At 72.8% G+C, this 23,976-nt stretch carries 24 protein-coding genes and 1 pseudogene; 13 read left to right on the top strand and 12 right to left on the bottom strand.

Annotation, left to right across the window (positions count from 1 at the left end):
- The 3 genes and pseudogenes from AB0B41_RS35520 to AB0B41_RS35510 all read left to right on the top strand — a co-directional run.
- Nucleotides 1-852: pseudogene (locus AB0B41_RS35520) on the top strand (phenylacetate--CoA ligase); the annotation flags it as partial.
- Nucleotides 853-1,493: 641 nt separating this feature from the next.
- Entirely contained in the window at nt 1,494-2,051 is a 558-nt protein-coding gene (locus AB0B41_RS35515) for a nuclear transport factor 2 family protein (protein WP_358211261.1), read from the top strand.
- Nucleotides 2,052-2,053: 2 nt separating this feature from the next.
- Nucleotides 2,054-2,677 carry a response regulator gene (locus tag AB0B41_RS35510; RefSeq protein WP_358211263.1) on the top strand — a complete coding sequence of 208 codons (624 nt, stop codon included), beginning with the start codon at nt 2,054-2,056 and terminating at the stop codon, nt 2,675-2,677.
- Nucleotides 2,678-2,714: 37 nt separating this feature from the next.
- Here the strand turns inward: AB0B41_RS35510 and AB0B41_RS35505 are convergent, their stop codons facing one another.
- The 5 genes from AB0B41_RS35505 to AB0B41_RS35485 form a co-directional block, all read right to left on the bottom strand.
- Nucleotides 2,715-3,965: an amidase gene (locus AB0B41_RS35505; protein ID WP_358211259.1), complete on the bottom strand. Its 1,251-nt coding sequence runs from the start codon at nt 3,963-3,965 to the stop codon at nt 2,715-2,717.
- On the bottom strand, nt 3,962-4,240 hold the full coding sequence (locus AB0B41_RS35500; protein WP_358211257.1) for a hypothetical protein: 279 nt from the start codon (nt 4,238-4,240) through the stop codon (nt 3,962-3,964). Before AB0B41_RS35500 ends, AB0B41_RS35505 begins: the two co-directional genes overlap by 4 nt.
- 29 nt (nt 4,241-4,269) lie before the next feature.
- Nucleotides 4,270-4,782 carry a flavin reductase gene (locus AB0B41_RS35495; protein WP_358211255.1) on the bottom strand — a complete coding sequence of 171 codons (513 nt, stop codon included), beginning with the start codon at nt 4,780-4,782 and terminating at the stop codon, nt 4,270-4,272.
- 116 nt (nt 4,783-4,898) lie between these two features.
- The gene (locus tag AB0B41_RS35490) at nt 4,899-5,228 is read right to left on the bottom strand and encodes an ATP-binding protein (RefSeq protein ID WP_358211253.1); all 330 of its coding nucleotides are present in this window, start codon (nt 5,226-5,228) and stop codon (nt 4,899-4,901) included.
- Nucleotides 5,222-6,412 carry a PAS domain-containing protein gene (locus tag AB0B41_RS35485; protein ID WP_358211251.1) on the bottom strand — a complete coding sequence of 397 codons (1,191 nt, stop codon included), beginning with the start codon at nt 6,410-6,412 and terminating at the stop codon, nt 5,222-5,224. The genes AB0B41_RS35490 and AB0B41_RS35485 overlap by 7 nt, the downstream gene beginning before the upstream one ends.
- A 156-nt stretch (nt 6,413-6,568) precedes the next feature.
- Here AB0B41_RS35485 and AB0B41_RS35480 point away from each other — a divergent pair, with 156 nt between their 5' ends.
- From AB0B41_RS35480 to AB0B41_RS35450, 7 genes are all read left to right on the top strand, one after another.
- Nucleotides 6,569-7,729: a flavin-dependent monooxygenase gene (locus AB0B41_RS35480; RefSeq protein ID WP_358211249.1), complete on the top strand. Its 1,161-nt coding sequence runs from the start codon at nt 6,569-6,571 to the stop codon at nt 7,727-7,729.
- A 33-nt stretch (nt 7,730-7,762) separates the two neighbouring features.
- Nucleotides 7,763-8,155, top strand: a complete 393-nt coding sequence (locus AB0B41_RS35475; protein WP_358211247.1) for a hypothetical protein — start codon at nt 7,763-7,765, stop codon at nt 8,153-8,155.
- Complete coding sequence (locus AB0B41_RS35470; RefSeq protein ID WP_358211246.1) at nt 8,152-9,429, top strand: aromatic ring-hydroxylating dioxygenase subunit alpha; 1,278 nt, start codon at nt 8,152-8,154, stop codon at nt 9,427-9,429. Before AB0B41_RS35475 ends, AB0B41_RS35470 begins: the two co-directional genes overlap by 4 nt.
- Nucleotides 9,422-9,955, top strand: coding sequence for an aromatic-ring-hydroxylating dioxygenase subunit beta (locus AB0B41_RS35465; protein ID WP_358211244.1), 534 nt, complete (start codon nt 9,422-9,424; stop codon nt 9,953-9,955). The genes AB0B41_RS35470 and AB0B41_RS35465 overlap by 8 nt, the downstream gene beginning before the upstream one ends.
- Entirely contained in the window at nt 9,952-10,698 is a 747-nt protein-coding gene (locus tag AB0B41_RS35460; RefSeq protein ID WP_358211242.1) for an SDR family oxidoreductase, read from the top strand. Before AB0B41_RS35465 ends, AB0B41_RS35460 begins: the two co-directional genes overlap by 4 nt.
- A gap of 41 nt (nt 10,699-10,739) precedes the next feature.
- Nucleotides 10,740-11,699: a PDR/VanB family oxidoreductase gene (locus AB0B41_RS35455; RefSeq protein WP_358211240.1), complete on the top strand. Its 960-nt coding sequence runs from the start codon at nt 10,740-10,742 to the stop codon at nt 11,697-11,699.
- Between the two features lie 97 nt (nt 11,700-11,796).
- Complete coding sequence (locus AB0B41_RS35450) at nt 11,797-13,191, top strand: MFS transporter (protein ID WP_358211238.1); 1,395 nt, start codon at nt 11,797-11,799, stop codon at nt 13,189-13,191.
- Here the strand turns inward: AB0B41_RS35450 and AB0B41_RS35445 are convergent.
- Nucleotides 13,188-13,775 carry a TetR/AcrR family transcriptional regulator gene (locus AB0B41_RS35445; RefSeq protein ID WP_358211236.1) on the bottom strand — a complete coding sequence of 196 codons (588 nt, stop codon included), beginning with the start codon at nt 13,773-13,775 and terminating at the stop codon, nt 13,188-13,190. The genes AB0B41_RS35450 and AB0B41_RS35445 overlap by 4 nt on opposite strands.
- 209 nt (nt 13,776-13,984) lie before the next feature.
- Between AB0B41_RS35445 and AB0B41_RS35440 the strand changes: the two genes are divergently transcribed.
- Together AB0B41_RS35440 and AB0B41_RS35435 are read left to right on the top strand one after the other, a co-directional pair.
- On the top strand, nt 13,985-15,970 hold the full coding sequence (locus tag AB0B41_RS35440; protein ID WP_358211234.1) for a primary-amine oxidase: 1,986 nt from the start codon (nt 13,985-13,987) through the stop codon (nt 15,968-15,970).
- On the top strand, nt 15,963-17,435 hold the full coding sequence (locus tag AB0B41_RS35435) for an APC family permease (protein WP_358211232.1): 1,473 nt from the start codon (nt 15,963-15,965) through the stop codon (nt 17,433-17,435). Before AB0B41_RS35440 ends, AB0B41_RS35435 begins: the two co-directional genes overlap by 8 nt.
- A 4-nt stretch (nt 17,436-17,439) precedes the next feature.
- On the opposite strand, the gene AB0B41_RS35430 is transcribed toward AB0B41_RS35435, so the two are convergent.
- Genes AB0B41_RS35430 through AB0B41_RS35410 form a run of 5 tightly spaced genes read right to left on the bottom strand, consistent with a single transcriptional unit; the run spans nt 17,440 to nt 21,855 of the window.
- The gene (locus AB0B41_RS35430; protein WP_358211231.1) at nt 17,440-17,682 is read right to left on the bottom strand and encodes a hypothetical protein; all 243 of its coding nucleotides are present in this window, start codon (nt 17,680-17,682) and stop codon (nt 17,440-17,442) included.
- Nucleotides 17,633-18,556 (bottom strand): CoA ester lyase, encoded by a 924-nt coding sequence (locus tag AB0B41_RS35425; RefSeq protein WP_358211229.1) that lies wholly within the window; start codon nt 18,554-18,556, stop codon nt 17,633-17,635. The genes AB0B41_RS35430 and AB0B41_RS35425 overlap by 50 nt, the downstream gene beginning before the upstream one ends.
- Complete coding sequence (locus AB0B41_RS35420) at nt 18,556-19,710, bottom strand: acyl-CoA dehydrogenase family protein (RefSeq protein ID WP_358211227.1); 1,155 nt, start codon at nt 19,708-19,710, stop codon at nt 18,556-18,558. The genes AB0B41_RS35425 and AB0B41_RS35420 overlap by 1 nt, the downstream gene beginning before the upstream one ends.
- A 41-nt stretch (nt 19,711-19,751) precedes the next feature.
- A complete protein-coding gene (locus tag AB0B41_RS35415; RefSeq protein WP_358211225.1) occupies nt 19,752-20,960 on the bottom strand; it encodes a CaiB/BaiF CoA-transferase family protein in 1,209 nt (402 codons plus the stop codon).
- Nucleotides 20,953-21,855, bottom strand: coding sequence for a MaoC family dehydratase N-terminal domain-containing protein (locus AB0B41_RS35410; protein WP_358211223.1), 903 nt, complete (start codon nt 21,853-21,855; stop codon nt 20,953-20,955). The genes AB0B41_RS35415 and AB0B41_RS35410 overlap by 8 nt, the downstream gene beginning before the upstream one ends.
- Before the next feature lie 102 nt (nt 21,856-21,957).
- Here AB0B41_RS35410 and AB0B41_RS35405 point away from each other — a divergent pair, with 102 nt between their 5' ends.
- Complete coding sequence (locus AB0B41_RS35405) at nt 21,958-22,845, top strand: LysR family transcriptional regulator (protein ID WP_358211221.1); 888 nt, start codon at nt 21,958-21,960, stop codon at nt 22,843-22,845.
- Between the two features lie 22 nt (nt 22,846-22,867).
- Here the strand turns inward: AB0B41_RS35405 and AB0B41_RS35400 are convergent, their stop codons facing one another.
- Nucleotides 22,868-23,770 (bottom strand): LysR family transcriptional regulator, encoded by a 903-nt coding sequence (locus AB0B41_RS35400; protein ID WP_358211219.1) that lies wholly within the window; start codon nt 23,768-23,770, stop codon nt 22,868-22,870.
- Between the last annotated feature and the right edge of the window lie 206 nt (nt 23,771-23,976).

The raw sequence follows: 23,976 nt of genomic DNA, 5'->3' as shown, positions 1-23,976 counted from the left end.
AAACTCGGCGCCACCGCCATCCCGGTCTCCGGCGGCATGACCCCACGCCAGATCCAACTGATCGGCGACCTCGCCCCCGACGTCATCATGGTCACCCCGTCCTACATGCTCACCCTGCTCGACGAGTTCGACCGCCAAGGCATCGACCCCCGCACCACCTCCCTCACGATCGGGATCTTCGGCGCCGAGCCCTGGACCGAGCAGATGCGCACCGAAATCGAAGACCGCATGGACATGCACGCCGTGGACATCTACGGCCTCTCCGAGGTCATGGGCCCCGGCGTCGCCCAGGAATGCGTCGAGACCAAAGACGGCCTGCACATCTGGGAAGACCACTTCCTGCCCGAGATCCTCGACCCCCTCGCCGACGACGACGGCGCCACCGTGCTGGCCGACGGCGAAGAAGGCGAACTCGTCTTCACCTCGCTCACCAAGCAGGCCCTGCCGATCATCCGCTACCGCACCCGCGACCTCACCCGGCTGCTCCCGGGCACCGCACGCCCGGCGATGCGCCGCATGCAGAAGATCACCGGCCGCTCCGACGACATGATCATCCTGCGCGGGGTCAACCTGTTCCCCACCCAGATCGAGGAGATCGTGCTGCGCACCCCCGGACTCGCCCCGCACTTCCAGCTCGAACTCACCACCAAGGGCCGCATGGACGCCCTCACCGTCCGCGTCGAAGCCCGCGCCGACGCCACCGCCGAGCGCCGCCAGGCCGCCGCCGCGGAGCTGATCAAAGCCGTGAAGGACACCATCGGCGTCTCGGTGACCTGCGACGTCGTCAACCCGGACACCCTCGAACGCTCCGTCGGCAAGCTCCAGCGGCTCCTTGACCGCCGCACGCCGTGAGCCCGGCGGTGCCGAGCACGCACCCGGACGGCACCGAACGCCTCGACCACTGGCGTTCGGTGCTGTCCCGCGCCTTCGTGCCGCTGGAACCGTCGGCACTGTCCGCGCCCGCCGTCCCGGCCGCCGGGACGTTGCGGGCGAGTTCGGCGCCACGCATGCCGTGGAGTCGATCGAGGAGGGCGGCGAGGGGTACGACGCCTGATCCCTCTCTCACGGCGTGCCCACCCGGTCCGCCGGGCGGGCGCGCCGACGAGATGCAGGCGCACCTCTCCTTCAACCCCGGTGCCGCACGCGTCGAGCGGACCGGACGACAGGGCCGGGGAATCGGCAGGGACATCGGGAATTCCTCGCGCCCTGTGAAGGATTTCCCCTAGGCGCCGGAAGCGCATTCCGACCTGACGATCACGCCGTTCATCTCCGGTGTCGGAATGCGTCCCGCGCCGCACACCCGCGGGATGTCGACCCCCCAGATTCGGCCTGGCTCGGCCCACACGCAATAGGTAGTTCCTCCAATTGCTCCGCTCGGTCGCCACGTCGGACCGTGGGGTGTCCGGGCCGGCGGCTCCGCCGCTCGTGTGCCCGCCGGGCGGCCGCCGCGCCGCCGGTCCCCGAGCACGACCCGTCCCACGAGGAGCGCGTTGATGACCGACACCGACACGATCGCCGCCCTGGCCCGCCGCGTCGAGGTCCTCGAGGCCGAGGCGGACATTCGCCGCCTCCAGGCGCGCTACATGTGGCTCTGCGACACGCCGCTCCCCGAGTTCGGGGTCACCGGCGACGAGCAGCGCATCGACCTGATCATGGAGCTCTACACCGACGACGCCGTCTGGGAGGGTGTGGGAGAGTACTACGACGGCCAGTTCGGGCGTGCGGAGGGAGCGGCGGCGGTGCGCACGCACTTCGAGGGCTTCTGGTCCCGGGACCGTGATCCCGCGCTGGTCCTCAACGCCCACTACCTCACCTCCGAGCAGATCCACGTCGACGGCGACACCGCGACCGGCCAGTGGATCCACATGCAGCCGTGGTTGTTCGCCGACGGCACGTCCCTGCTGCGATCCAGTCGGCTCAACAACGCCTTCCGCAGGGTCGGCGGGCGCTGGAAGATCTCGCGGACCCGGACCGAGAACGTGTTCGTCGCTCCCCTGCCGGGTCGTTGGGCGAGCGACCACCCGTCCGGCTCGGTCCTCATGCGGCCGTGACCATGCCACCGGAGCCCGGCGAGGCGGTGGTCCACATCGTCGACGACGACGAGGACCTCCGCGAGTCGCTGCGGTTCCTGCTGGCCAGCGTGGGTATCCAGGCGCTCGACTACCCGGACGCGCCCACCTTCCTGGCCGAGTTCGACCCGGCGGAGCCGGCGGTCGTGATCGTCGACGTCCGGATGCCGGGGATGAGCGGCTTCCAGCTGCAGGAGGAGCTGGAGAGTCGCGGATACCCGGCACCGATGATCTTCTGTTCGGCGCACGGCGACATCCCCATGTCGGTCCGTGCGCTGACCCACGGCGCGGTCGACTTCCTGGAGAAGCCGTACGAGCCGCAGCGCATCCTCGAGGTCGTCCAGCAGCAGCAGGCGCTGGCCCGGCAGCGGTTCGTCGCGGACACCGAGCGCCGGGACGTCGAACGCCGGGTGGCCGAGCTGACCCAGCGCGAGCGCGAGGTGCTCCGGTTGGTGATCGAGGGCATGGCCAGCCAGGCGGTCGCCCGCCGGCTGGGCACCAGCGTCAAGACGATCGACGTGCACCGGGCCCGGATCAAGGCCAAGACGGGGGCGGACAGCCTCGGGGCCCTGGTCCGCGACATCCTGCTGCACCGCGTCGAGGTCTGACGCGGGGCGGACGGGCGTGCCCCGCCCGCCCCCGCCGTCACGGCAACCTGGCCTCCACCCAGCACCCCGTCCCGAGCAGCGCGGTCTCGCCGTGCGGGGCCCCGATCAGCTGGACGCCCAGGGGCAGGCCGTCCGGGGTGGACAGACCCGGCACCGTGAGGGCCGGGAACCCGAGGGCCTGCCAGGGCCGGCTCAGCACCGGGTCGCCGGTGGCCCCCAGCCCCGCCGGCGCCGGCCCGAGGGCCGCGGGCCCGACGACGGCGTCGTACGAGGCGAGCAGATCGCCGATCCGCGCACGGCCCTCGGCCACCACCCCACGGGCGGCGTCCAGGTCGGCGGGGTCGGTGGCGGCGCCGCGGCGGAGCAGCTCCGCGAGCGGCGCGCTCAGCTCGTCGGCCCGGGCCGCCTCGGCGGCACGCTCGACGGCGGCCTCGGCGGCCATCACCACCGAATGCGCCGCGGTCAACGCGTCGACCAGCTCGGGATCCGGCAGGTCGCCGACGACCGCCCCCGCCGCCGTCCAGCGGTCACGGGCCCCGCGCAGCGCCTTCCGCATCTCGGGATCGACCGGGCTCGACCCTGCCGGCCAGAACAGCAGGCGGGGCGGACGCGCCCCCGCCCGGTCGGCCTCGGGCTCCCCGGTCAGCGCGGCGAAGGCCAGCGCGAGGTCGTCGACGTGGGCGGCGAACACGCCGTGGCTGTCCAGGCTCGGGCTCAGGCCCGTCACCCCGTCGACCGGGAGCCGGTCGTGGGTGAGGACCAGGGCGGCGACGCCGCAGAAGGACGCGGGCCGGGTGACCGACCCCGCCGTCTGCGACCCGAGCGCCAGCGGCACCTGGCCCGACGCGACGGCGGCGGCCGAGCCGCTGGACGAGCCGCCGGGGGTGTGTCCCACGGCGGCCGGGTTGCCGGTCGGGCCCGGCGCGAAGTAGGCGAACTCGGTGGTCACGGTCTTGCCGACGGGGACGGCGCCGGCGCGGCGCCACGCGGCGACGATCGCGGCGTCGGCCTCTGCCGGAGCGGCGTCGGCCCGGAGCGACGAGCCGCACCGCGTCGGCAGGCCCTCGACGTCGATGATGTCCTTGACCCCCGACGGGACTCCCCCGAGGGGCCTGGAGACCTCGCCCGGCGGGGCTTCCGCAGGCGGCACGATCCACGCCCGCAGCTCCGGGTCGGTCGCCGCGATCCGCTCGCGGGACCGCTCCGCCGCCGCGGCCGGGGAGGTGCGTCCGGCGGCCAGGTCCGCGACCAACCCGCGGAGCGACCAGGGCGCGTAGAGGGCGCTCACGCGTCCTCCCACTCGACGTCGGCGACCCAGTAGTGCACGCCGCTCGGGCCGACGGAGTGCCGCCACTCCGAGGTCCTGCGCAGCGTCGGCTCGACGCGGGCGGTGACGAGGTCGGCCTCCTCCGGGCCGTCCCGGGGGACCTGCCAGTGCACCCAGTTCAGCTCGCGGCCCTCGGCGTCGTGCACGAACAGGTCGACGTGCCGCCAGCCGAGACCGTGGGTGTCGTTGTAGCAGGTCAGGGTCATGCGGTGGCCTGTGTCCTCGGCCTGGGTCACGGGCACTCCTCCTCCCGGACAGGGCCCGGTCACGCGCTGAGCCGGGGGGCGCCCAGGCTGTGGAAGCGCCGCTGGAAGTAGACGAGCGCGCCGCCGTCGTCCTGGGTGCCGACCTGCTCGACGTCCACGAACAGCACGGTGTGCGAGCCGAGCTCGCGCCGCGCCCGGATCCGGCCGATCACGGTGGCCGCGGCGCCGCGCAGCACCGGCACGCCGTAGCCGGTGAGGTCCCACCGGTCGTCGGTGAAGCGCTCGGCGGTCGGGACCTTCGTCGCGCCCGCGAAGTGCATCGCGAGATCCTCGTGCTCGCCGGCCAGCACGTTCACGCAGAGCCGGCCGTTGCCGACCAGCACGTCGTGCGACCGGCTGGAGCGGTTCACGCAGACCAGCACGGTCGGCGGGGAGTCGGTGACCGAGCAGGCGGCGCTGACCGTCATGCCGGCCCGTCCGTGCGGGCCGTCGGTGGTGACCACGTTGACGGCGGCGGACAGGTTGGCCATGGCGGAGCGGAAGTCCGACTGGGTCCGGGTCGGTTCGGGCACTGCTCCTCCTGGACTGTCGCGGCCGGCCGGGGTCCGGTCGGCGGGCATCCGCAACGTATGGCCCGCCCGGGGGGCCTCGGTATCGAGACTTCCTCCGCTCTCCCTGAGGCTTTTCCCTACTCGGGCCGGTGCTCCACGGCGAGCGGCAGCGCGAACCCGAAGCGGGATCCGCCGCCCGCGCGCCGCTCGGCCCAGATCCGCCCGTGCTGCCGGGTGATGATCCGGTAGCTCAGCGCCAGCCCGATGCCGCTGCCCTGTTCCTTCGAGGTGAACGACTCGGCGAAGGGGTCCCGCAGCAGCCCGCGGCCGCGGTCGTCCACGGTCAGCACGGCCTCGCCGTCGCGGACGCTCGTGGTGATCTCGAGCTCCCGCTCCCCCGGCGCGCAGCAGGCCATCTCGTCGACGGCGTTGAAGCACAGGTTGAGCAGCACCTGTCCGGTCAGCACCCGCTCGCAGACCGTCGGCAGGGTTCCGGGTGCCGGTGCACCACGACCCGCACGCCGGGATCGACGGCCCGCAGCCGCACGAAGTACAGGCACTCGTCGACCACGTCGTGGAGGTCGACGACCTGGCGGGAGTGCTCGAGATGCCCGACGAACGCCCGGACGGCGCCCACGATCGCGCTGGCCCGGTCGATCTGGCGGACGGCGCTGCCGATCCCGAAGCGGAGCCGGTCGGCGGACTCCCGCGACAGCGTCCCCTCGTCCTCGAGGACGCCGGCGTGCCGGGTGGTGCCCGCCAGGAAGTTCCCGGCCGCGGCGAGCGGCTGCCCCAGCTCGTGGGCGATCGCCATCGCCATGTCGCCCATGGCCGTGTAGCGGGCCTGGTAGTTCTCCCGGTGCAGCTCCCGCTCGCGCAGCACCTCGCGGTGCACGCGGCCGGAGACATCGTGGAGGATCATCAGCAGGCCGTCGCCGTCGGGCTCGGCGAGCCGTTCCAGGGTGCCCTCCAGCCACACGGCCTCGTCGGTCGAGGGGCGCGGCACCTGCAGCTGCACCTCGATCGTCGGATCGGCCTGGGCGGCGACGTCGGCCCAGCTCACGGGCCGGCCCCCGGCCCGCAGGGTGCCGAACTCGTCGAGCTGGCGGCCCATCTCCTCCGGCACCATCCCGAGCAGGGCGAGCGCGGTGTCCGTGGCGAACCGGACGGTCCCGGCGGAGTCCAGCGCGAGGGCGATGGTCGAGGTGTGCCGGGCCAGCGCGTCGATCGACGACGTCGTCCGGCGCAGCGCCTGCTCGGTGGCCTGCTCCCGCTCGATGTCGCGGAACTCGACCATGACCGCGGGCCCCTGCGCCAGCTCGACGCGCCTGGCCAGGGCGTCCGTGGGCACGACCCGCCCGCTGCGCGTGCGGTAGTGCCACTCGATGCGGCTGCTGCCCCGCTCCACCGCCTCCTGCAGCCAGGCCCGGCCGAGCACCCGGTGGTACTGCGGCGCGGTGCTGCTCATGTGGTTGGCCTTGAGCGGGCGCAGCTCGTCGAGGGGCCAGCCGAGCAGCTCGCAGGCGGCCGGGTTCGCCCAGAGGATGTTCTTGGTCTCGGCGTCGTGCACCAGGACACACGTCCTGGCCGCGTTCATCAGGGTCACCAGGTCCTCGGTGACGATCTCCGGTGCGCTCGGGTCGACCGACATCGGCCAAGCGTAGGACGCGGGTTCGCGGGAGCGGACTGAAGGAATCCCCTACGGAACGGGCGGGATGTCCCTATCCGGGCACGGATGGTTCTCATTCCGGCGGTTCCCCGCCGTTCCTACTCTCGAATTCGTTCACCGCCGCGACGAGGAGGAGCGATGCTGCGCATCGAGGAATCGGGAGAACGGACCCTTCCCGGGGAGACCGTTCCGCTCGCGGACGTGCTCGCCGAACTGGTCGGCCGTCGCGAGGAGTTCCGCCGGCTGCGGTACGTCCCCCGGGACTTCGTGGCGCGGCTCAAGCAGGCGGGTCTCTACCGCGCGGCCACCCCGGCCCGTTTCGGCGGCGACCCGCTGCCGCCCGCGGAGTTCCTCTCGCGCATCGAACGCATCTCCGAGGTCGACGGGTCGACCGGCTGGGTGGCGAGCTTCGGCTCCGCCCTGATCTACCTGGCGGCGCTGCCGGTCGAGATCCAGGAGAAGATCTACGCCGACGGCCCGGACGTGGCCTTCGCCGGCGCGCTCTTCCCGCCGCAGCGCGGCGAGGAGACCGAGCTGGGCTACCGGCTCACCGGGCGCTGGAAGTTCGCCAGCGGGTGCATGGGGGCGGACCTCCTGGGCGTCGGGATGCCCGGCGACGAGGCCTCCGGCGGCAAGCCCCGCACGGCGGTGCTGCGTCCCGAGCAGGTCGAGATCGTCCAGGAGTGGGACGTCGTCGGCATGCAGGGCACCGGGTCGTTCGACCTGGTCGTCGACGGCGTGGAGGTCGCCCGGGAGTGGACGTTCGTCCGCGGCGGCGAGCCGACCGTCGACGAGCCGCTCTACCGCTACCCCACGATCGCCTACGCCGCGCAGGTGCTGGCCGTGGTCGGCGCCGGCGTCGCCCGCGCCGCACTGGACCACGCCCGTGAGATCGGCGGCGGCTACAAGGGCGTCACCGGCGCGCCCAGGTTGGCCGACCGCGCCTACTACCGGACCGAGGTCGCGCGGGGCGAGGCGGCGCTGCGCTCGGCCCGCGCCTTCTTCTACGAGGCGACCGGACAGACGTGGGAGACCGTGCTGCGGGGCGATCCCGCCACCGACGAGCAGAACGCCGAGCTGCGGCTCGCGGCGGCGCACCTGGCGAAGACGGCGTCGGACGTGGTGGGCGGGCTGGTCGAGGTGTCCGGCACCGCGCCGATCGGCACCACCCACCCGCTGCAGCGCCTGCTCGGGGACGCGCTCGTCCCCAAGCAGCACGCGTTCCTGGGGCCCGCGATCTACGACGCGGCGGGCGCGGTCCTGATGGGCCTGCCCCCGACCACTCCCGGCTTCCGCTGACGGCCCGCACCCCGACCACCACGAGGAGACCCCATGGCCGCGCCCCTGCGGGTGCTGTTCTGCATCGGCATCAACCAGAACTTCTTCGACCTCCCCACCGACGGCATCACCACCGGCCACGTCTGGCAGTCCTTCGTGGCCATGACGGACGGCCTCAAGGCCCTGCCCGGGGTGGACTTCATCGGCGACATCGACGACGACGCGCACATGGTCGGCCCGTCCGACGGGTGGCCGTGGACCTGCTACCTCCTCGCCGACGTCGACACCCAGGAGACCGTCAAGGCCGCCTGCAACCTGCTGCGCACCACGCCCGTCGGCGACGGGGACGTGAAGCTCTGGCGGTTCGCCAGGATCGAGGCCCGGATCGGCCGGGCTCTCACCGTGCGCGACGACGTCGCGCTCCCCGCGACCGGAGGCGAGCGATGATCGAGAACGTCCTGGGCGCCGCCCCCGCCGACCTCGTCCGCGAGGACCGGGTCGCGGGCCGGCTCTACACCGACCCCGAGCTCTTCGAGCTCGAGATGACCCGCATCTTCGAGCGCTCCTGGATCTGGGTGGCCCACTCCAGCGAGCTGCCGAGGGCGGGCTCGTTCAAGTCGACCTTCGTCGGCCGCCAGCCGGTGATCGTCACGAAGGACCGCAAGGGGGTCGTGCGCACGCTGCTGAACCGCTGCCGCCACCGCGGCGCGAGCGTCTGCGAGAAGCCCAGCGGCCAGGTCAACGGTTTCACCTGCCCGTACCACGCCTGGTCCTACGGCCTCGACGGGTCGCTGCGGGGCATCCCGTACCCGGACGGCTACGAGGGCGTCATGGAGAAGCGCGACCTCTCGCTGGGCAAGCTCCGCACCGAGTCCTACGGCGGCATGATCTTCGCGACCCTGAACGAGGACGCCGAGCCGCTGGAGGGCTTCCTCGGCGACGCGCGGCTGTGGATCGACCGCTTCATGAAGCAGGGCGGCGGCTACCCGATCAAGGTCCTCGGCCGGCACCAGTTCAGCTTCCGCGGCAACTGGAAGATCCAGCTCGAGAACACCACCGACGGCTACCACTTCCCGATCGTGCACCGCTCGTGGATGGCGTCGGTCGACGCCGAGACCGCGGACATGATGTCGTTCATGACCGACCCGACGTGCACGACGCACGACCTCGGGCACGGCCACAGCGTCATGCAGATGGTGCCCGAGCACTCCGACCTCGACGCCGACGACGGCTCCGAGCCGCTGCAGGGCCGGTTCGACGACCTCGTCGCCGAGCTGTCGAAGACCCTCGACCGCGCGCAGGTGCGCAAGGTCGTGCGCGCGATGCACGGCACCGGCTTCAACCTGAACCTCTTCCCGAACGTCTCGATGTCCGCGGCGTTCTTCCGCGTGCTGCGGCCGATCTCGGTGAACGAGACGCGCATCGAGCACGTCGCCATCGGCCCCGACGGCCCGCCGGAGCTCGACGCGGTCAACCGCGAGCGGCTCCGGATCCACGAGCACTTCCAGGGCCCCTTCGGCTTCGGCACGCCCGACGACGCCGAGGGCTGGGACCGCGTCCAGCGCGGCGCCGCAGCGGCACCCACGATGCCGATCCTGGTCAACCGCGGCCTGGCCCGGGAGAAGCCCGGCCCCGAGGGCTGGCCGACCTCCCACGTCACCGACGAGACCGGCATGCGCGCCGCGTACGCCCAGTGGAAGGCGATGATGAGCGATGACTGAGACCGTCACCCCGACCGCCTCCGGTGCGGCCCCGATCCCGACGACCGATCCGCGCGTCGCACGGGCGATCGAGCTGATCTGGCGCGAGGCCGAGCTTCTCGACCACAAGGCCTACGAGACCTGGGACGCGCTCTACACCGACGACGGGTTCTACGTGATCCCGATCGACCCCGAGGCGGAGCGCTTCGACGACATCCTCAACATGGTCTACGACGACGCCCGGATGCGGCGGATGCGCGTGGCCCGCATGACCGAGGGCTACGCGATCGCCGCGGTCGACGCGGCCCGCACCGTCCGCACGGTGTCCCGGTTCGTCCCGGAGTCCGCGTCCGACGACGAGGTCGTCGTCCGGTCCGCGCAGGTCCTCGTCGCCTACAAGCGGGAGAACCACGACCTGTGGGCGGCCGACCTGGTCCACCGCATCCAGCTGTCGGCGGACGGCCCCGCCGGGGACCGCATCGTGCAGAAGATCGTCCGCCTCGTCGACAGCGAGTCGGCGGTCCCGGCCGCCGGGTTCCTCCTGTGAGCGCGCCGCAGGTCGCGGTCGTCACCGGCGGCGCCCGCGGGCTGGGCGAGGCGATCGTCCGCCGGCTGCACGCCGACGGCTACCGGGTCGCGGTGGCCGACCTCGACGGCGCCGCCGCCGGGGCGCTCGCCAAGGAGCTGAACGGCGCGGCGACGACCGCCCGCGCCTTCGCCGTCGACGTCGCCGACCGGGACGCGCCCGCCGCACTCCTGCGGGACGTCCTGGCGGCCTTCGGCGCCGTGCACGTGCTGGTCAACAACGCGGCCCGCACCCAGGCCACCCCGGTCATGGAGATCGGCGCGGACGAGCTCGACGCGGTCATGGCCGTCAACTTCGGCGGGACCTTCCGGGCCTGCCAGGTCTTCGGCGCGCACCTGGCCGAGCAGGGCTACGGCCGGATCGTGAACATGGCGTCCCTTGCGGGGCAGAACGGAGGCACCGCCACCGGCGCCCACTACGCCGCGTCCAAGGGCGCGGTCCTCACCGCGACCAAGGTCTTCGCCCGCGACCTCGCGGCGCGCGGGGTGACCGTCAACGCCGTGTCGCCGGGCCCGCAGGACGGCGAGACCGTGCGCACGGTCGTCGGCGAGGACGGGATCGAGGCGCTGCGCGCCGGCATCCCCGTCGGCCGGCTCGGCGACCCGGCGTTCGTCGCCCGGATGGTCGCCCTGCTCGCCTCCCCCGAGGCCGCGTCCGTCACCGGCGCCTGCTGGGACGTCAACGGCGGTCTGTACCTGCGGTGACACCGCAGCCCCGTGATCGGTCGAGAAAGGAGGACGGTCCGATGACGGCTACCGTCGCGGTCCGCGTCAGCGAGGTCACCGAGGAGGCGGCCGACATCCGCAGCCTGCGGCTCGTCACCACCGACGGCTCCCCGCTGGGGCCCTACGAGGCGGGCGCCCACGTGGACGTCGTCGGCCCGACGGGCGTGCTGCGCCAGTACTCGTTGTGCAGCCCGCCGGACGACGCCGGCTCCCTCCTGATCGCGGTCAAGCGGGAGCAGGCGTCCCGGGGTGGGTCGGCCGCCCTGCACGAGGTCCGCGTGGGCGACACCCTCGCGATCGGGGCCCCGCGGAACCTGCTCGCCCTGGCGGACGACGCCGACCACCACCTCCTGGTCGCGGGCGGCATCGGTGTCACGCCGCTGCTCAGCATGGCCTACGAGCTGCACCGGCGTGGCGCGGACTTCACGCTGCACTACTTCGCCCGCTCCCGGGAGGAGGCGGCGTTCGCGGACCTGCTCGAGCACCGGGCGGACTTCCGCGACCGCGTCCACCTGCACTTCGGCGTGCCCCGGGCCGACCAGCCCGCGGTGCTCCGCGCCCACGCGGGCGGCCTCACCGCGGCGAGCCGCGTGTACACCTGCGGCCCGGACGGCTTCATGGACCAGGTCGCCGGCACGCTCGGACCGACGGTCGGGGCGGACCGCGTGCACGTCGAGCACTTCGTCGCCGCCGAGATCGACACCTCCGCCGACCAGGCGTTCGTCGTCGAGCTGGACACCGGCGAGGAGTTCGAGGTGCCCGCCGACCGCTCCATCCTCTCCGTCCTCGACGAGAACGGGATCGAGGTCTTCAAGTCCTGTGAGGAGGGCGTCTGCGGGTCCTGCGTGTCCGGCGTGCTGGAGGGCGTGCCGGACCACCGGGACAGCTGCCTGTCCGCGGCCAACCGGGCCGCGGGCGACCAGATGGCGCTGTGCGTCTCCCGCGCCCGCACCGCCCGGCTCACGATCGAGCTCTACTGACGCGAACCCCTGCACTCCCCTCGGTCGCTGCTCGTCATCGACGTCCACCACCGGTCCGCCGGGCGACGACGCCCCGGACCCGTCCGATCGGAGAACCATGTCCTCCTCCACCGACGCGCCCGGCTCCGGGACGCTGACCGCCGCCGTCCGCACGGGGCGGATGAACCGCCGGGCCTGGGTCGTCACGGCACTGCTGGTCCTGTTCCAGGTCATCGCGTTCGCCGACAAGGCGGTGTTGGGCCTCGTCGCCGGTGAGGCCATGCCCGAGCTCGGCATCTCCGCCGTCGAGTTCGGGTTCATCGGCAGCGCCTTCTTCTTCCTCTACTCCGTGGTGTCGTTCGGCGTGGGGATCCTGTCCCGGCGGGTGCAGGCCACCTGGATCCTGCTCGCGATGGGCGTGTTCTGGGCCGTCATGCAGTTCCCGATGCTGCTCGGCGGGGGCGCAGCGATCCTGCTGGTCACCCGGGTCCTGCTCGGCGGCGCCGAGGGTCCGGCGACCGCGATGTCGCTGACCTCCGTGCACGGCTGGTTCGCCCCCGAGGACCGCGCCCTGCCCAGCAATCTCGTCGCCGCGGGGTCGGCGCTCGGGCCGGTGGTCGCCGCCCCGGCCCTGGCCTGGGTCATCGTCGAGTTCGGCTGGCGCTGGGCGTTCGGCGTGCTCGGCCTCGTCGGGCTCGTGTGGTCGGTGGTCTGGCTGCTGGTCGGGTCCGACGGGCCCTTCGCGGGCCGCCGGGCGGGCGCCGACCGGAAGGCCGCCGCTCCCGCGGAGGCGGCGGGGGTCGACTCTCTGCGGGTCGTGCCCGTCCGTGCGCTGCTGCTCAGCGGCACCTTCGCCGCCGCCGTGGTCGGCGGGTTCGGCAACTTCTGGACCCAGGGCTTCCTCACCACCTGGTCCCCGCAGTACCTCACCGGCGTGATCGGCCTGTCCCTCGGCGAGGTCGGGGTGGTGTCCACCCTGCCGTGGCTGTTCGGCGCGGGCCTGCTGCTGGGACTGGGTGTGCTCGGCAGGCGGCTGATGCGCCGCGGGGCGAGCGTGCGCGCCGCCATCGCGGTGCCGTTCGGCCTCGCCGCCGTCGTCGCCGGCGTCTCGTTCCTGCTCCTGCCCGTGACCGGCGGTGCCCTCGCGGTGGTCCTGCTCACCGTCGCGGCAGGCTGCAGCATCATCTACCCGATGGTCCCGAGCGCGCTGGCCTACGCCGTCGCGCCGCAGCAGCGCGGCCTGGTCATGGCGGTGCTCGGCGGGGTCGCGTCGATCGGCGCGATCTGCTCGCCGTTCGTCATCGGCGTCCTGATGGAGTCCGCGGGCTACCGCGCCCCGGCCGCGGGACAGCAGCGCACCCCGGAGATGGTCGAGGCCATGGCCTCCGGGCTGAACCACGGGTTCCTGCTGACGGGCGCGGTGCTCCTGATCGCCGGGCTGGCGGCCGCGCTCTTCCTGCGGCCCGACCGCACCGGCCGGCGCCTGCAGGAGCAGCACGCCGCGACGGCCTAGCCGAGGCCGTCGAGGAAGGCGTCGATCATGCCGCGCTGCAGGTCGGGTGTGGCGGCGCCGTCGTCGAGCAGGGCCAGCGCCTGGACGCCGTTGAGCATCGCCAGGAGCTGTTCGGCCAGGACGGCGTCGGACACCCCGGTGGTGACCGACCCGTCCGCCCGGCCCGCCCGCAGGAAGCCGCGGATCTGCTCGCGCCACACCGCCATGGCCTCGACGTAGACCGCCGCCAGCTCGGCGTCGGCGAGGGCCCGCTGCCAGAAGGGCAGCACCACGCGCGCCTCGAGCCGGGTCACGTCCTCGACCGGCATCACCTCGAGGCAGAAGACCCGCAGGCCCGCCAGCCCGGTCGTCCCCGCCAGCCGCGCCCGGATCCGCGCGTTCGTCGCCTCGAAGACGTGCGTGAACGCCGTCCGGACGATCGCGTTCTTGTCCGGGAAGTAGTACTTGAGGGCACCGTTGGCCATGCCGATCGACGAGGAGATCTCGCGCATGGTCGCCGCGTCGATGCCGCGCTCCGCGATCAACCGCCAGGTCGCCTCGGCGATCAGGGCCCGGCGCTCGTCGTGGTCAACCTGCTTGGGCACCGTGCTCCCCTCACCGCTCCCCTCGCCGCCGCACCCGTCCACGGTAACCGGGCGCGCCTGCTCCGCACGCCTGGCTCCGCTGGTCGAGGTGCCGCCGGGGCCACCGCCCGACCGGCGTCTTGAACGATGCCGAAAGGAATTCCCACTTCCCCTCACGGCCGGTCTACCGCACCCTATTGTCTACACCCGGAGAAAAACGGAGACCCCCCATGCCGCCGATCGCCACCGACGCCGGTCCCGCGCACCCGCTCAGCCCGCTGACCGGCGACGAGATCAGCATCGCCCGCCAGGTCCTCACCGACGCCGGCCTCCTCCCGGAGACCTCGCGCGTGGTCTACCTCGGCCTCGAGGAGCCACCGAAGGAGGTGCTGTACGGGCCGGACCCCACCTCCGCCGAGCGCGTCGTCCGTGCCCTCCTGCACGACACCGTGACGCCCGGGGGCCGCGACGTCCTCGTCTCGGTCAGCGCGAAGGCGGTGCTCACCGAGCGGCGCCTCCACCCCGCGGCCGACGGCCAACTGCCGGTGCTCGACGAGGAGTTCGAGCTGGTCGAGCAGGTCCTGGCCACCGACGAGCGCTGGCTCGCGGCGCTGGCCGCGCGCGACCTGGACGTGGCCACGGTCCGCGTCGCCCCGCTCTCGGCCGGGGTGTTCGAGTACCCCGAGGAGACCGGCCGCCGGATCCTGCGCGGGCTCGCCTTCGTGCAGGAGCACCCGACGGACCACGCCTGGGCCCACCCGGTCGACGGGCTCGTCGGCTACGTCGACGTGGTCGCCCGGACGGTGACCCGGGTGATCGACCTCGGTGCCGTGCCGATCCCGACCGAGTCGGGCAACTTCGACGACGTCGCCGTGACCGGTCCCCTGCGCACCTCGCAGAAGCCGATCGAGATCACCCAGCCCGACGGCCCCAGCTTCACCCTCGGCGGCAGCCTGCTCGAGTGGGAGAACTGGAAGGTCCGCATCGGCTTCGACGCCCGCGAGGGCCTGGTGCTGCACCAGATCTCCTTCCGCGACGGCGACCGCGACCGGCCGATCGTCCACCGCGCGTCGATCTCGGAGATGGTCGTCCCCTACGCCGATCCCTCGCCGGTCCGGTCCTGGCAGAACTACTTCGACACCGGCGAGTACATGATCGGCCGGTACGCCAACGCGCTGGAGCTCGGCTGCGACTGCGTCGGCGACATCACCTACCTCGACGCCGTGATCGCGGACGAGTTCGGCCACCCCCGGGTGCTGCCCAACGCGATCTGCCTCCACGAGGAGGACTACGGGATCCTCTGGAAGCACACCGACCTGTGGGCCGGCTCCGCGGAGACCCGCCGTCAGCGCCGCATGGTGATCTCCTTCTTCACCACCATCGGCAACTACGACTACGGCTTCTACTGGTACCTCTACCTCGACGGCACCGTCGAGTGCGAGGCCAAGGCCACCGGCGTCGTCTTCACCTCGGCCTACCCCGGCCCCGGGTACGACGAGGTCAACCCCTACGCCTCCCAGCTCGCCCCCGGCCTCGGCGCCCCCTACCACCAGCACCTCTTCAGCGCCCGGCTCGACATGGCCGTCGACGGGCCGGCCAACCTCGTCGAGGAGGTCGAGGTGCGGCGCGTCCCGACGGGCCCGGACAACCCGCGCGGCAACGCCTTCACCCACAGCCGCACCCCGCTGCGCCGCGAGTCCGAGGCCCAGCGCCTCGCCGACACCCGCAGGGGCCGGGTCTGGCACGTCATCAACCCGGACTCGCGCAACCGGCTCGGCGACCCCGTGGCCTACGCCCTCGTCCCGGAGGGCAATCCGGAGCTGCTCGCCGACGACGACTCCTCCATCCACCGCCGCGCCACGTTCGCCACCAGGCACCTCTGGGTCACCCGCTTCGACCCGGCCGAGCGCTACGCCGCGGGCGACTTCGTCAACCAGCACACCGGCGGCGCCGGCCTGCCGGCCTACGTCGCGCACGACCGCGACATCGACGGCCAGGACCTCGTCGTCTGGCACACCTTCGGGCTGACCCACTTCCCGCGCCCCGAGGACTGGCCGATCATGCCCGTCGACCACACGGGCTTCACCCTCAAGCCGGTCGGCTTCTTCGACCGCAACCCCCCCCTCGACGTCCCCCGCACCCGCAGCGCGCACTGCTCGGTCCGGGCCGCCGCGAACGGGGCCGGCGAGACCCTTCCGGGAGCCGACCATGAGTGAGCAGACCGCCCCCGCCCCCACGGCCGACCGCGGCCACACACTGCGCGGCTCCATCGGCGTCGCCGGCATCGTCTTCCTCGTGGTGGCCGCGGCCGCCCCGCTGACCGCGATCGGCGGCGCGCTGCCGGTCATGCTGGCGATCGGCAACGGCCCCGGCGTGCCGATGGCGTTCCTCGTCGTCGCCGTGGTCCTGCTGGTCTTCAGCGTCGGCTACGCCGCGATGAGCCATCACGTCGTCGACGCGGGCGCCTTCTACGCCTACGTCACCCGCGGGCTCGGCGCCCGGCTCGGGCTCGGCGCGGCCGGGCTCGCGCTGCTGACCTACACCGCCATCCAGGCCGCGGTCTACGGCCTGGCCACCACCACGCTGCAGGGGCTGATCACGCAGTACGGCGGACCGGAGATCCCCTGGTGGGTCCTGGCCGCCGTGCTGATCGCCGTCGTCGGCCTGCTCGGCTACCGCAGCATCGACGTGGGCGCCAAGGTGCTCGGCGTCCTGCTCGTCCTCGAGATCGCGATCGTCGCCGTCCTCGCCGTCACGATCCTCGTGAAGGGCGGGCCGGAGGGCTACTCGCTCACCTCGTTCTCGCCCGCCACCTTCTTGCACGGCGGGGCCGGCATCGCGGTCATGTTCGCGGTCGCCTCCTTCGTGGGCTTCGAGGCCACCGCGATCTACGGCGAGGAGGCCCGCGAGCCGAAGCGCACGATCCCGAGGGCCACCTACATCGCGGTCATCCTGATCGGGGTGTTCTACGCGATCGCCAGCTGGACGATCGTCGTCGCCTACGGCCCGAGCCAGGTCGAGGCCGCGGCCCAGGCCGACACCGCGGGCCTCGTCTTCGCCGCGGCGGCGCAGTACATCGGACCGGCCTACGCCGACGTGATGGCCGTCCTGCTGCTGACCAGCCTGTTCGCCGCGCTGCTCGCCTTCCACAACGCCATCTCCCGCTACCTCTACGCCCTCGGCCGGCAGGGCGTCGGGCCGGAGGCGCTGGCCCGCACCCACCCGCGGCACGGCTCGCCGTACGTCGGCTCGCTCACCCAGAGCACCTCGGCGGTCCTGCTGCTCGGCGTCTTCGCCCTCGCGGGTGCGGACCCGGTGCTGACCCTGTTCACCTGGATGTCCGGGGTGGCGACGGTGAGCGTCCTGGTCCTGATGGTGCTCACGGCCGTGGCGATCCTGGTCTTCTTCGCCCGGCACCGGGTGGATGAGCGCGTGTGGAACACGCGGATCGCCCCGGCCCTCGGGCTCGTCGGGCTCGTGTTCGTCACCGTCCTGGTGCTGCTGAACTTCACCACGCTCATCAGCGGCTCGGCCGTGCTCGCCGGCGTCCTGCTCGCCGTCGTCGCGGCGGCGTTCCTCGGCGGCCTCGCCGTCGCCGTCGTGACGCACCCCGCGCAGAGCGGTGGGGTGCCCGGGCACCAGCTCGGCCTCACCCCGCAGCAGGCGCTGTCCGACGACTGACCGCCTACCCCGGGTGCTCGACGAGCAGCGCCTCGAGCTCGTCGAGCATCGCCGGGGTGAGCCCGTGGTCCAGCAGGAACGCGCGGCTGCCGCCGTGGCGGTCGTCCACGGCGGCGAGGAAGCGCAAGCGGGTCGTCACCGCCGCGGCCACGCCGATCCGGGCCGTCTCGGCGTCGGACAGGTCGAGGACGACGGTGTCACCGTCCGCGACCTCCCCGGCCATCTGCGCCGCGAGCACGCACGGCACCTCGGACTCGCGGGACAGGATCGCCGGGTGCGACTCCCGGCTGCCGGCGGTGCACGGCGACCGGCGCGCTCGCTTCGCGGAGGACCTCCCGGGCGTGGGCCAGCACCGGCGCGTCGACCATGCGGCCGTCGAACGTGAAGACCCCGGTCTCGGCCTCGGCCGCGGCGAGCACCCCCTGGGCCCAGCGCATCTCGTCGTCGGACGGCCGGAACGCCTGCCGGACGACCGCGACCTGCCGCGGGTGGATGCAGGCCTTGGCCGCGTACCCGGAGGCGACCGCGGCCGCACTGTCCGCGGCGAGGGTGTCCAGGTCGGCGATGTCGACGAGCACGGTGTCGATCGGGGTCACCCCGGCCGCGCGGGCGGCGTAGAGCACCCGGGTCCGGGCCTCTTCGACGGCGGGCCGGTAGCTGCCGTCCGCGGCCCGTCCGCGTCGGCCGCCGAGGTCCGCGACGAGGTCCTCGCTCCCCCACATCACGCCGACGCAGTTCGCCGCCGAGGCGATCTCGGGAGCGTTCAGGATCCCGCGGGCGGTCTCGCACAGCGCGACGACCGGGTGCGGGACCGCCTCGACCGCCGCCGCGGAGGCGGCCATCGGGAGCATCACGACGACGTCCCGGAACGGGGCGAGCGCCGCGAGGTCGTCGGTGTGCCACGGGGTCCCGGGGGCGTTGACGCGGACCAGCACGGATTCGCGGTCGAGGCGGGCCAGCGCCTCGACGACATGCGCCCGGGCGAGGTCCTTGTGCTCCGTTCCGACGGCGTCCTCGAGGTCGAGGATCACCGAGTCGGCCGCGGCGAGCGCCTTGGCGAACCGCTCCGGCCGGTCACCGGGGCAGAACAGCAGTGCCGGGCCGCACACGTCTGCGGGCATCAGTCGAGGCTGCCGCGCTTGACGAGCTGGGCGGCGATCACGTTGCGCTGGATCTCGTTGGTGCCCTCACCCACGATCATCAGCGGGGCGTCCCGGAAGTAGCGCTCCACGTCGAACTCGGTGGAGTAGCCGTACCCGCCGTGGATCCGCACCGCGTTCAACGCCACCTCCATGGCGATCTCGGAGGTGAACAGCTTCGCCATCCCCGCCTCCATGTCACAGCGCTCCCCGGCGTCGAACTTCTCCGCCGCGAACACGATCAGCTGCCGCGCCGCGGTCAGCTTCGTAGCCATCTCGGCCAAATAGTTCCCGATCGACTGGTGCTGCCAGATCGGCCTGCCGGACGACTCCCGCTCCTGGGCATAACGCAGCGCATCCTCGAACGCCGCCCGCCCCACCCCCAACGCCCGCGAGGCCACCTGGATCCGCCCGGTCTCCAGCCCCTTCATCATCTGCGCGAACCCCTTGCCCGGCACCCCGCCCAGCACCGCCGACGCCGGCACCCGCATGTCGTCGAAGACCAGCTCACAGGCCTCGACACCCTTGTACCCCAGCTTGGGCAGATCCTTCGACACCGTCAGCCCCGCCCCGTGCTCGACCAACAGCACCGAGATCCCCCGGTGCTGGGGCTCGGCCTTCGGGTCGGTCTTGCACAACAGCGCGATCAGCCCCGACCGGCGCGCGTTGGAGATCCACGTCTTCGACCCGTTGACCACATAGGAGTCGCCCTCCAGGCGGGCGTTGGTCGACATGGCCTGCAGGTCCGACCCGCCGCCCGGCTCGGTCAGCGCCATCGTCGCCCGCAGCTCCCCGGACGCCATCCGCGGCAGGTAACGGTCCTTCTGCTCCTGCGTCCCGAACGCCAGCAGCAGCTTGGCCACGACCGTGTGCCCACCCATCGCCCCCGCCAGCGACATCCAGCCCCGCGCCAACTCGGCGGTGACCAGCGCATAGCAGGGCATCGACACCGGCGCCTCACCCCACGGCTCCGGGATCGCCAGCCCGTAGATCCCGAGCTCCTTCATCTGCTCGATGAGCTTCTCGGGGTACTCGTTCGCGTGCTCCAGCTGTTGGACCACGGGCTTGACCTCGCGGTCGACGAACTCGCGCACGGTGTCGACGACGTACCGTTCCTCGCTGCTCAGCGTGCTCATGGTGGGTCCTCTCGAGGGTTAGGGAAGGTCCGACGACCGCTTCAGACGATCGCGCGGTCGCGCAGGTCGGCGAGGTCGGCGTCGGAACGGCCGAGCTCGCGCAGGATGGCGTCGGTGTGCTCGCCGAGTGCCGGGACGGCGCCCATCACCGGCTCGACGCCGGCGAGGTCGGCCGGGGGCCGCAGGGCGGCGACGGTGCCGCCGGGCACAGCGACCTCGTGCCAGCGCTCGCGCCCGGCGAGCACGGGATGGTCGAGGAACTCCTCGATCCGGTTGATGCTGGCGTTGGCCACGCCGGCCGCGTCGAGCAGCTTCCCGGCGGCCGCGGTCGTGAGGCCCGCCAGCCTGCCGCCGATCAGCTCGTTGAGCTCCTCGCGGTGGGCCACCCGCACCGAGTTCGACGCGAAGCGGGGGTCGGTCGCGACGACGGGATCGCCCAGCACGGCCGTACACAGCGCGCGCCACTCGCGATCGTTCTGGACGGCCAGCAGCAGCCTGCCGTCCGCGGTGTCGTACGGGCCGTAGGGGGCGATGGTCGCGTGCTGGGCGCCGACCCGGGCGGGCTGCCGTCCGCCGTAGCAGGTGTAGTACGCGGGCGCGCCCATCCACTCGGCGAGCGCCTCGAACAGCGACACCTCCACCGCGGACACCTCGCCGGTCGTGGCGCGGCGCAGCAGGGCGGTGAGGATGCCGGAGTAGGCGTACATGCCGGCGGCGATGTCGGCTACCGAGATGCCGACCTTCGCCATCTCGTCCCGGGTGCCGGTGATCGACAGCAGGCCGGTCTCGCACTGCACGAGCAGGTCGTAGGCCTTGCGGTCCGCCCAGGGACCGCTCGTGCCCCAGCCGGACACCGTGCACGGGACGACCCGGGGGTGGCTCCGCGCGAGCGACGCCGCGTCCACGCCCAGCCGGCCCGCGGCGCCGGGTCCGAGGTTCTGCACCAGGACGTCCGCGCGGTCGAGCAGCTCGCCCAGCACCGCGCGCCCGTCCGCGGACTTGAGGTCGAGGGTGATCGACTCCTTGCCGCGGTTGAGCCAGACGAAGTAGCTCGAGTTCCCGTGCACGGCCTCGTCGTAGCCGCGGGCGAAGTCGCCGGACCCCGGACGCTCGATCTTGATCACGCGGGCGCCGAGGTCGGCGAGCTGGCGGGTGGCGAACGGGGCCGCCACGGCCTGCTCCAGGCTCACCACGGTCAACCCTTGAAGCAGCGGCGCGGACGGCGACGGGGAGGGCAGGTTGTCAGCCACGGTCGTCCCGGCCGTCCGAGTGCAGACGGGCGGCGAGTTGGACCGAAGCTGTGAGCGATGGTGCGGCACCTCGGGCTGCGACAGCCACCGTGAGCTCGTCGTCGGCCGCCGTGCCGGCGCTGACCATCACCGCCGGTACGAAGGCCGGGCGAGTCAGACGGTACGAGAAGCGGGTGACGGTGCGGTCAGGTGCATACATTCGTGGTAGCTCCAGGGCGAGCAGGGCGAGCAGCGGCCCGTGCACGACGAGGTCCGGGTAGCCCTCGACGCCGGTGACGTACGGCCGGTCGTAGTGGATGCGGTGGCCGTTGTAGGTGAGCCCGCTGAACCGGGCCAGCAGGACCGGATCGGTGGCCAGGCTGCGCCGCCATTCCCCCGCGGGCTCCGGCTCGCCGCCCGCCGGCCGGGTCATCGTCCGCGGCGGCGTGCCCGCCGGCTCGGACCGGTAGACGACGTCCTGCTCCTCGACGGCGACCGGCCTGCCGTCGACGGCAAGCTCGTGGCGGACGGTCACGAACGCCATCTCCCCGGTCCGGCCGGTCTTGACGGTCACGTCCGCGACCGCCGACCGGGTGGAGAGCTCACCGCCGTGCGGGATCGGCGCCCACTGCTCGAAGCGGCCACCCGCGATCATTCGGCGGCGGCCCGGGATCGGCGGCAGGAACGGCCCCGCGGCCGGGTGCCCGTCCTCGCCGATCTCCGCCTGCGCGGGGTGGCCGAGCAGGTGGAACCAGTGCCAGAGCGGGGGCAGCTCGTCCACCGGGGCGGGCGCGTCGAGCAGCGCGGCGAAGGCCGCGGACTGCCAGGGGTCGACGCGGCGGACGGTGCCGACGGTCGGCGGGCGCCAGTCCCGGAGGGCCGTGGCGAGGACGTCCCCGCTGTCCGGTGTGGTCACGCTGCTCCTCCGTCGGTCGACCTCAGTGGCGCCCTGGAATCGTGACCCAGCGAAAGCGATACGTGAAATGAAACATCCTCATCAACCCGATACGCTCTGCGCATGAACGTCGAGGACCTCGAGTGGTTCGTGGCGTTGGCGGAGACCCCGCACATGACGCAGGCGGCGGAGCGGCTGAACACCACCCAGCCCACGCTGTCGCGCAGTCTGGCGCGGCTCGAGCACGAGGTCGGGGCGCCGCTGTTCGACCGCGTCAACCGGCGCCTGCGGCTCAACCCGTCCGGTGAGGTGTTGCTCCGGCACACCCGGCGCTGCCTGCTCGAACTGCGGGCGGCGACCGAGCACATCCGCGCGCTGCGCGACCCGGAGCACGGCACGGTCCGGCTCGGGTTCCTGCACTCGGTCGCGACCTGGCTGGCGCCGGAGCTGATCCGAGGGTTCCGGGCGCGGGCACCGCAGGTGCAGTTCGCGTTGACCCAGGCGGCGACCTACGAGCTGGAGGCACTGGTCGCCGACGGCATCGTGGACCTGGCGGTGACCGGGCCGCGCCCGGCGGACGAGGACCTGGCCTGGCACACGATCCACACCGAGCAGCTGTGCCTGGTCGTCCCGCGCGACCACCGGCTCGCCGATCGTGGCCGCGTCGGGATCGCGGAGGCCGCGGGCGAGCCGTTCGTCATGCTGGGCCCGGACTTCGGGCTGCGCAGGCTGACCGACGACCTGCTCGCCCGCGCGGGCGTGGAGCCCGAGACCGCGTTCGAGAGCGCCGAGATCGCGACGATGGAGAGCCTCGCCGCGGCCGGGCTCGGCGTCACCGTCGTCCCTCGACCACGGCCGCACCGCGCCGACCCGAACGCGGTCTACCTCCCGCTCACCGACGATGCCGCACACCGGGTGCTCGGGCTGGTGTGGCGCGCGGACCAGCCCGAGTCCCCGGTGGTGCGCCGCTTCCGGGCGTTCGTCGTCGCGGAGGAGTGGACGGCGTTGTGAAGTGAGCCGTCGTCGCGGCGTCTCACGCGCGCTTCTGGTTGACCGGAGTGGCGGTGTCGGCGATCAGGTTCCAGAAGGCCTGGCCGGCCTCGGTCGTCACGCCGGCCGGGCGGGTGGCGGCGGCGACGGTCCAGACCAGGGAGGCGTTCGCGAGCGGCACCATCGCCACCGGCACCCGGGTCGCGATCGCGAGTGGCCGCGGCACGATCGCGATCCCGAGACCGTGCGCGACGAGTTCCAGTAGGGAACCGATCTCGTTGCACGTCACCCGCACGGTGCGCGTGATGTCCGCGGACGCGAACGCCCGGTCGGTGACCTGCCGCGCCGCCAGGTCCACGTCGAAGTCGACGAACGCCTCGTCCGCGAGGTCGGCCAGTTCGACGGAGGTCTGTTTGCTCAGCCGGTGTCCCGCCGGACAGGCGAGCACCATCGGGTAGGTGGCCAAGGGGGTCAGGCGGATGCCCTCCGGGGGCTCCAGCGGCATCGTCACGAAGGCGAGCTCGATGGTCTCGTCCGCGAGATCGGCGAAGTGCCTCAACGGCATGCCGACGACCACGTCGACGTCGACGTCCGGGTTGCGGGCGACGAAGCGGCTGATCAGGGCCGCGAGGTCCAGCCCGGCGAACGACGGGATGCACCCGACCCGCAGCGTGCTCTTGGTGACCCCTGGGCCGCGCCGGACCTGGCTCTCGAGCGCATCGAGCGTGGCCAGGGCGCGCCGGGCGCCCGAGTAGAGCTCACGCCCGGCCTCGGTCAGCTCCGCCCGCTTGCGGGTACGGACGAACAGGCGGGTGCCGAGCGAGCGCTCGAGTGCGCGGATCGACGACGACAGGCCGGGTTGGGAGATGTGCAGCTGCTCGGCCGCGGCGGTGAACGTGCCGGCATCGGCGATCGCCAGGAAGTGCTGCAGCTGGCGGGTCTCCACGCATCACTCCAACTTATGGACACGACAGAATTCCTCTATTGGACACGTCGCATCTATGTGACGCAACCTTTCGCCGAACTCAGCGACGAGGAGTTTCAATGACCGTGTCAAGCCGCTGTGGCTGCCGGGGCTGGTGCCTCGGTGGTGAAGCGGCGGTTGTCACGGAGCAGGGCCCAGATGAGGTCGACCAGACGGCGGGCGAGCGC

It is taken from the genome of Pseudonocardia sp. NPDC049154 (assembly GCF_040648315.1).
Taxonomy (GTDB): domain Bacteria; phylum Actinomycetota; class Actinomycetes; order Mycobacteriales; family Pseudonocardiaceae; genus Pseudonocardia.
Note: the sequence above shows the minus strand (reverse complement) of the source record. Positions and strands in the feature narration are given on the sequence as shown.

Bases quoted from the DNA above. Each gene is read 5' to 3' on its own strand.
- AB0B41_RS35515 (WP_358211261.1), top strand. From the start codon at position 1,494: ATGACCGACACCGACACGATCGCCGCCCTGGCCCGCCGCGTCGAGGTC.
- AB0B41_RS35510 (WP_358211263.1), top strand. From the start codon at position 2,054: ATGCCACCGGAGCCCGGCGAGGCGGTGGTCCACATCGTCGACGACGAC.
- AB0B41_RS35485 (WP_358211251.1), bottom strand. From the start codon at position 6,412: ATGTCGGTCGACCCGAGCGCACCGGAGATCGTCACCGAGGACCTGGTG.
- AB0B41_RS35480 (WP_358211249.1), top strand. From the start codon at position 6,569: ATGCTGCGCATCGAGGAATCGGGAGAACGGACCCTTCCCGGGGAGACC.
- AB0B41_RS35475 (WP_358211247.1), top strand. From the start codon at position 7,763: ATGGCCGCGCCCCTGCGGGTGCTGTTCTGCATCGGCATCAACCAGAAC.
- AB0B41_RS35470 (WP_358211246.1), top strand. From the start codon at position 8,152: ATGATCGAGAACGTCCTGGGCGCCGCCCCCGCCGACCTCGTCCGCGAG.
- AB0B41_RS35465 (WP_358211244.1), top strand. From the start codon at position 9,422: ATGACTGAGACCGTCACCCCGACCGCCTCCGGTGCGGCCCCGATCCCG.
- AB0B41_RS35455 (WP_358211240.1), top strand. From the start codon at position 10,740: ATGACGGCTACCGTCGCGGTCCGCGTCAGCGAGGTCACCGAGGAGGCG.
- AB0B41_RS35450 (WP_358211238.1), top strand. From the start codon at position 11,797: ATGTCCTCCTCCACCGACGCGCCCGGCTCCGGGACGCTGACCGCCGCC.
- AB0B41_RS35440 (WP_358211234.1), top strand. From the start codon at position 13,985: ATGCCGCCGATCGCCACCGACGCCGGTCCCGCGCACCCGCTCAGCCCG.
- AB0B41_RS35435 (WP_358211232.1), top strand. From the start codon at position 15,963: ATGAGTGAGCAGACCGCCCCCGCCCCCACGGCCGACCGCGGCCACACA.
- AB0B41_RS35425 (WP_358211229.1), bottom strand. From the start codon at position 18,556: ATGCCCGCAGACGTGTGCGGCCCGGCACTGCTGTTCTGCCCCGGTGAC.
- AB0B41_RS35420 (WP_358211227.1), bottom strand. From the start codon at position 19,710: ATGAGCACGCTGAGCAGCGAGGAACGGTACGTCGTCGACACCGTGCGC.
- AB0B41_RS35405 (WP_358211221.1), top strand. From the start codon at position 21,958: ATGAACGTCGAGGACCTCGAGTGGTTCGTGGCGTTGGCGGAGACCCCG.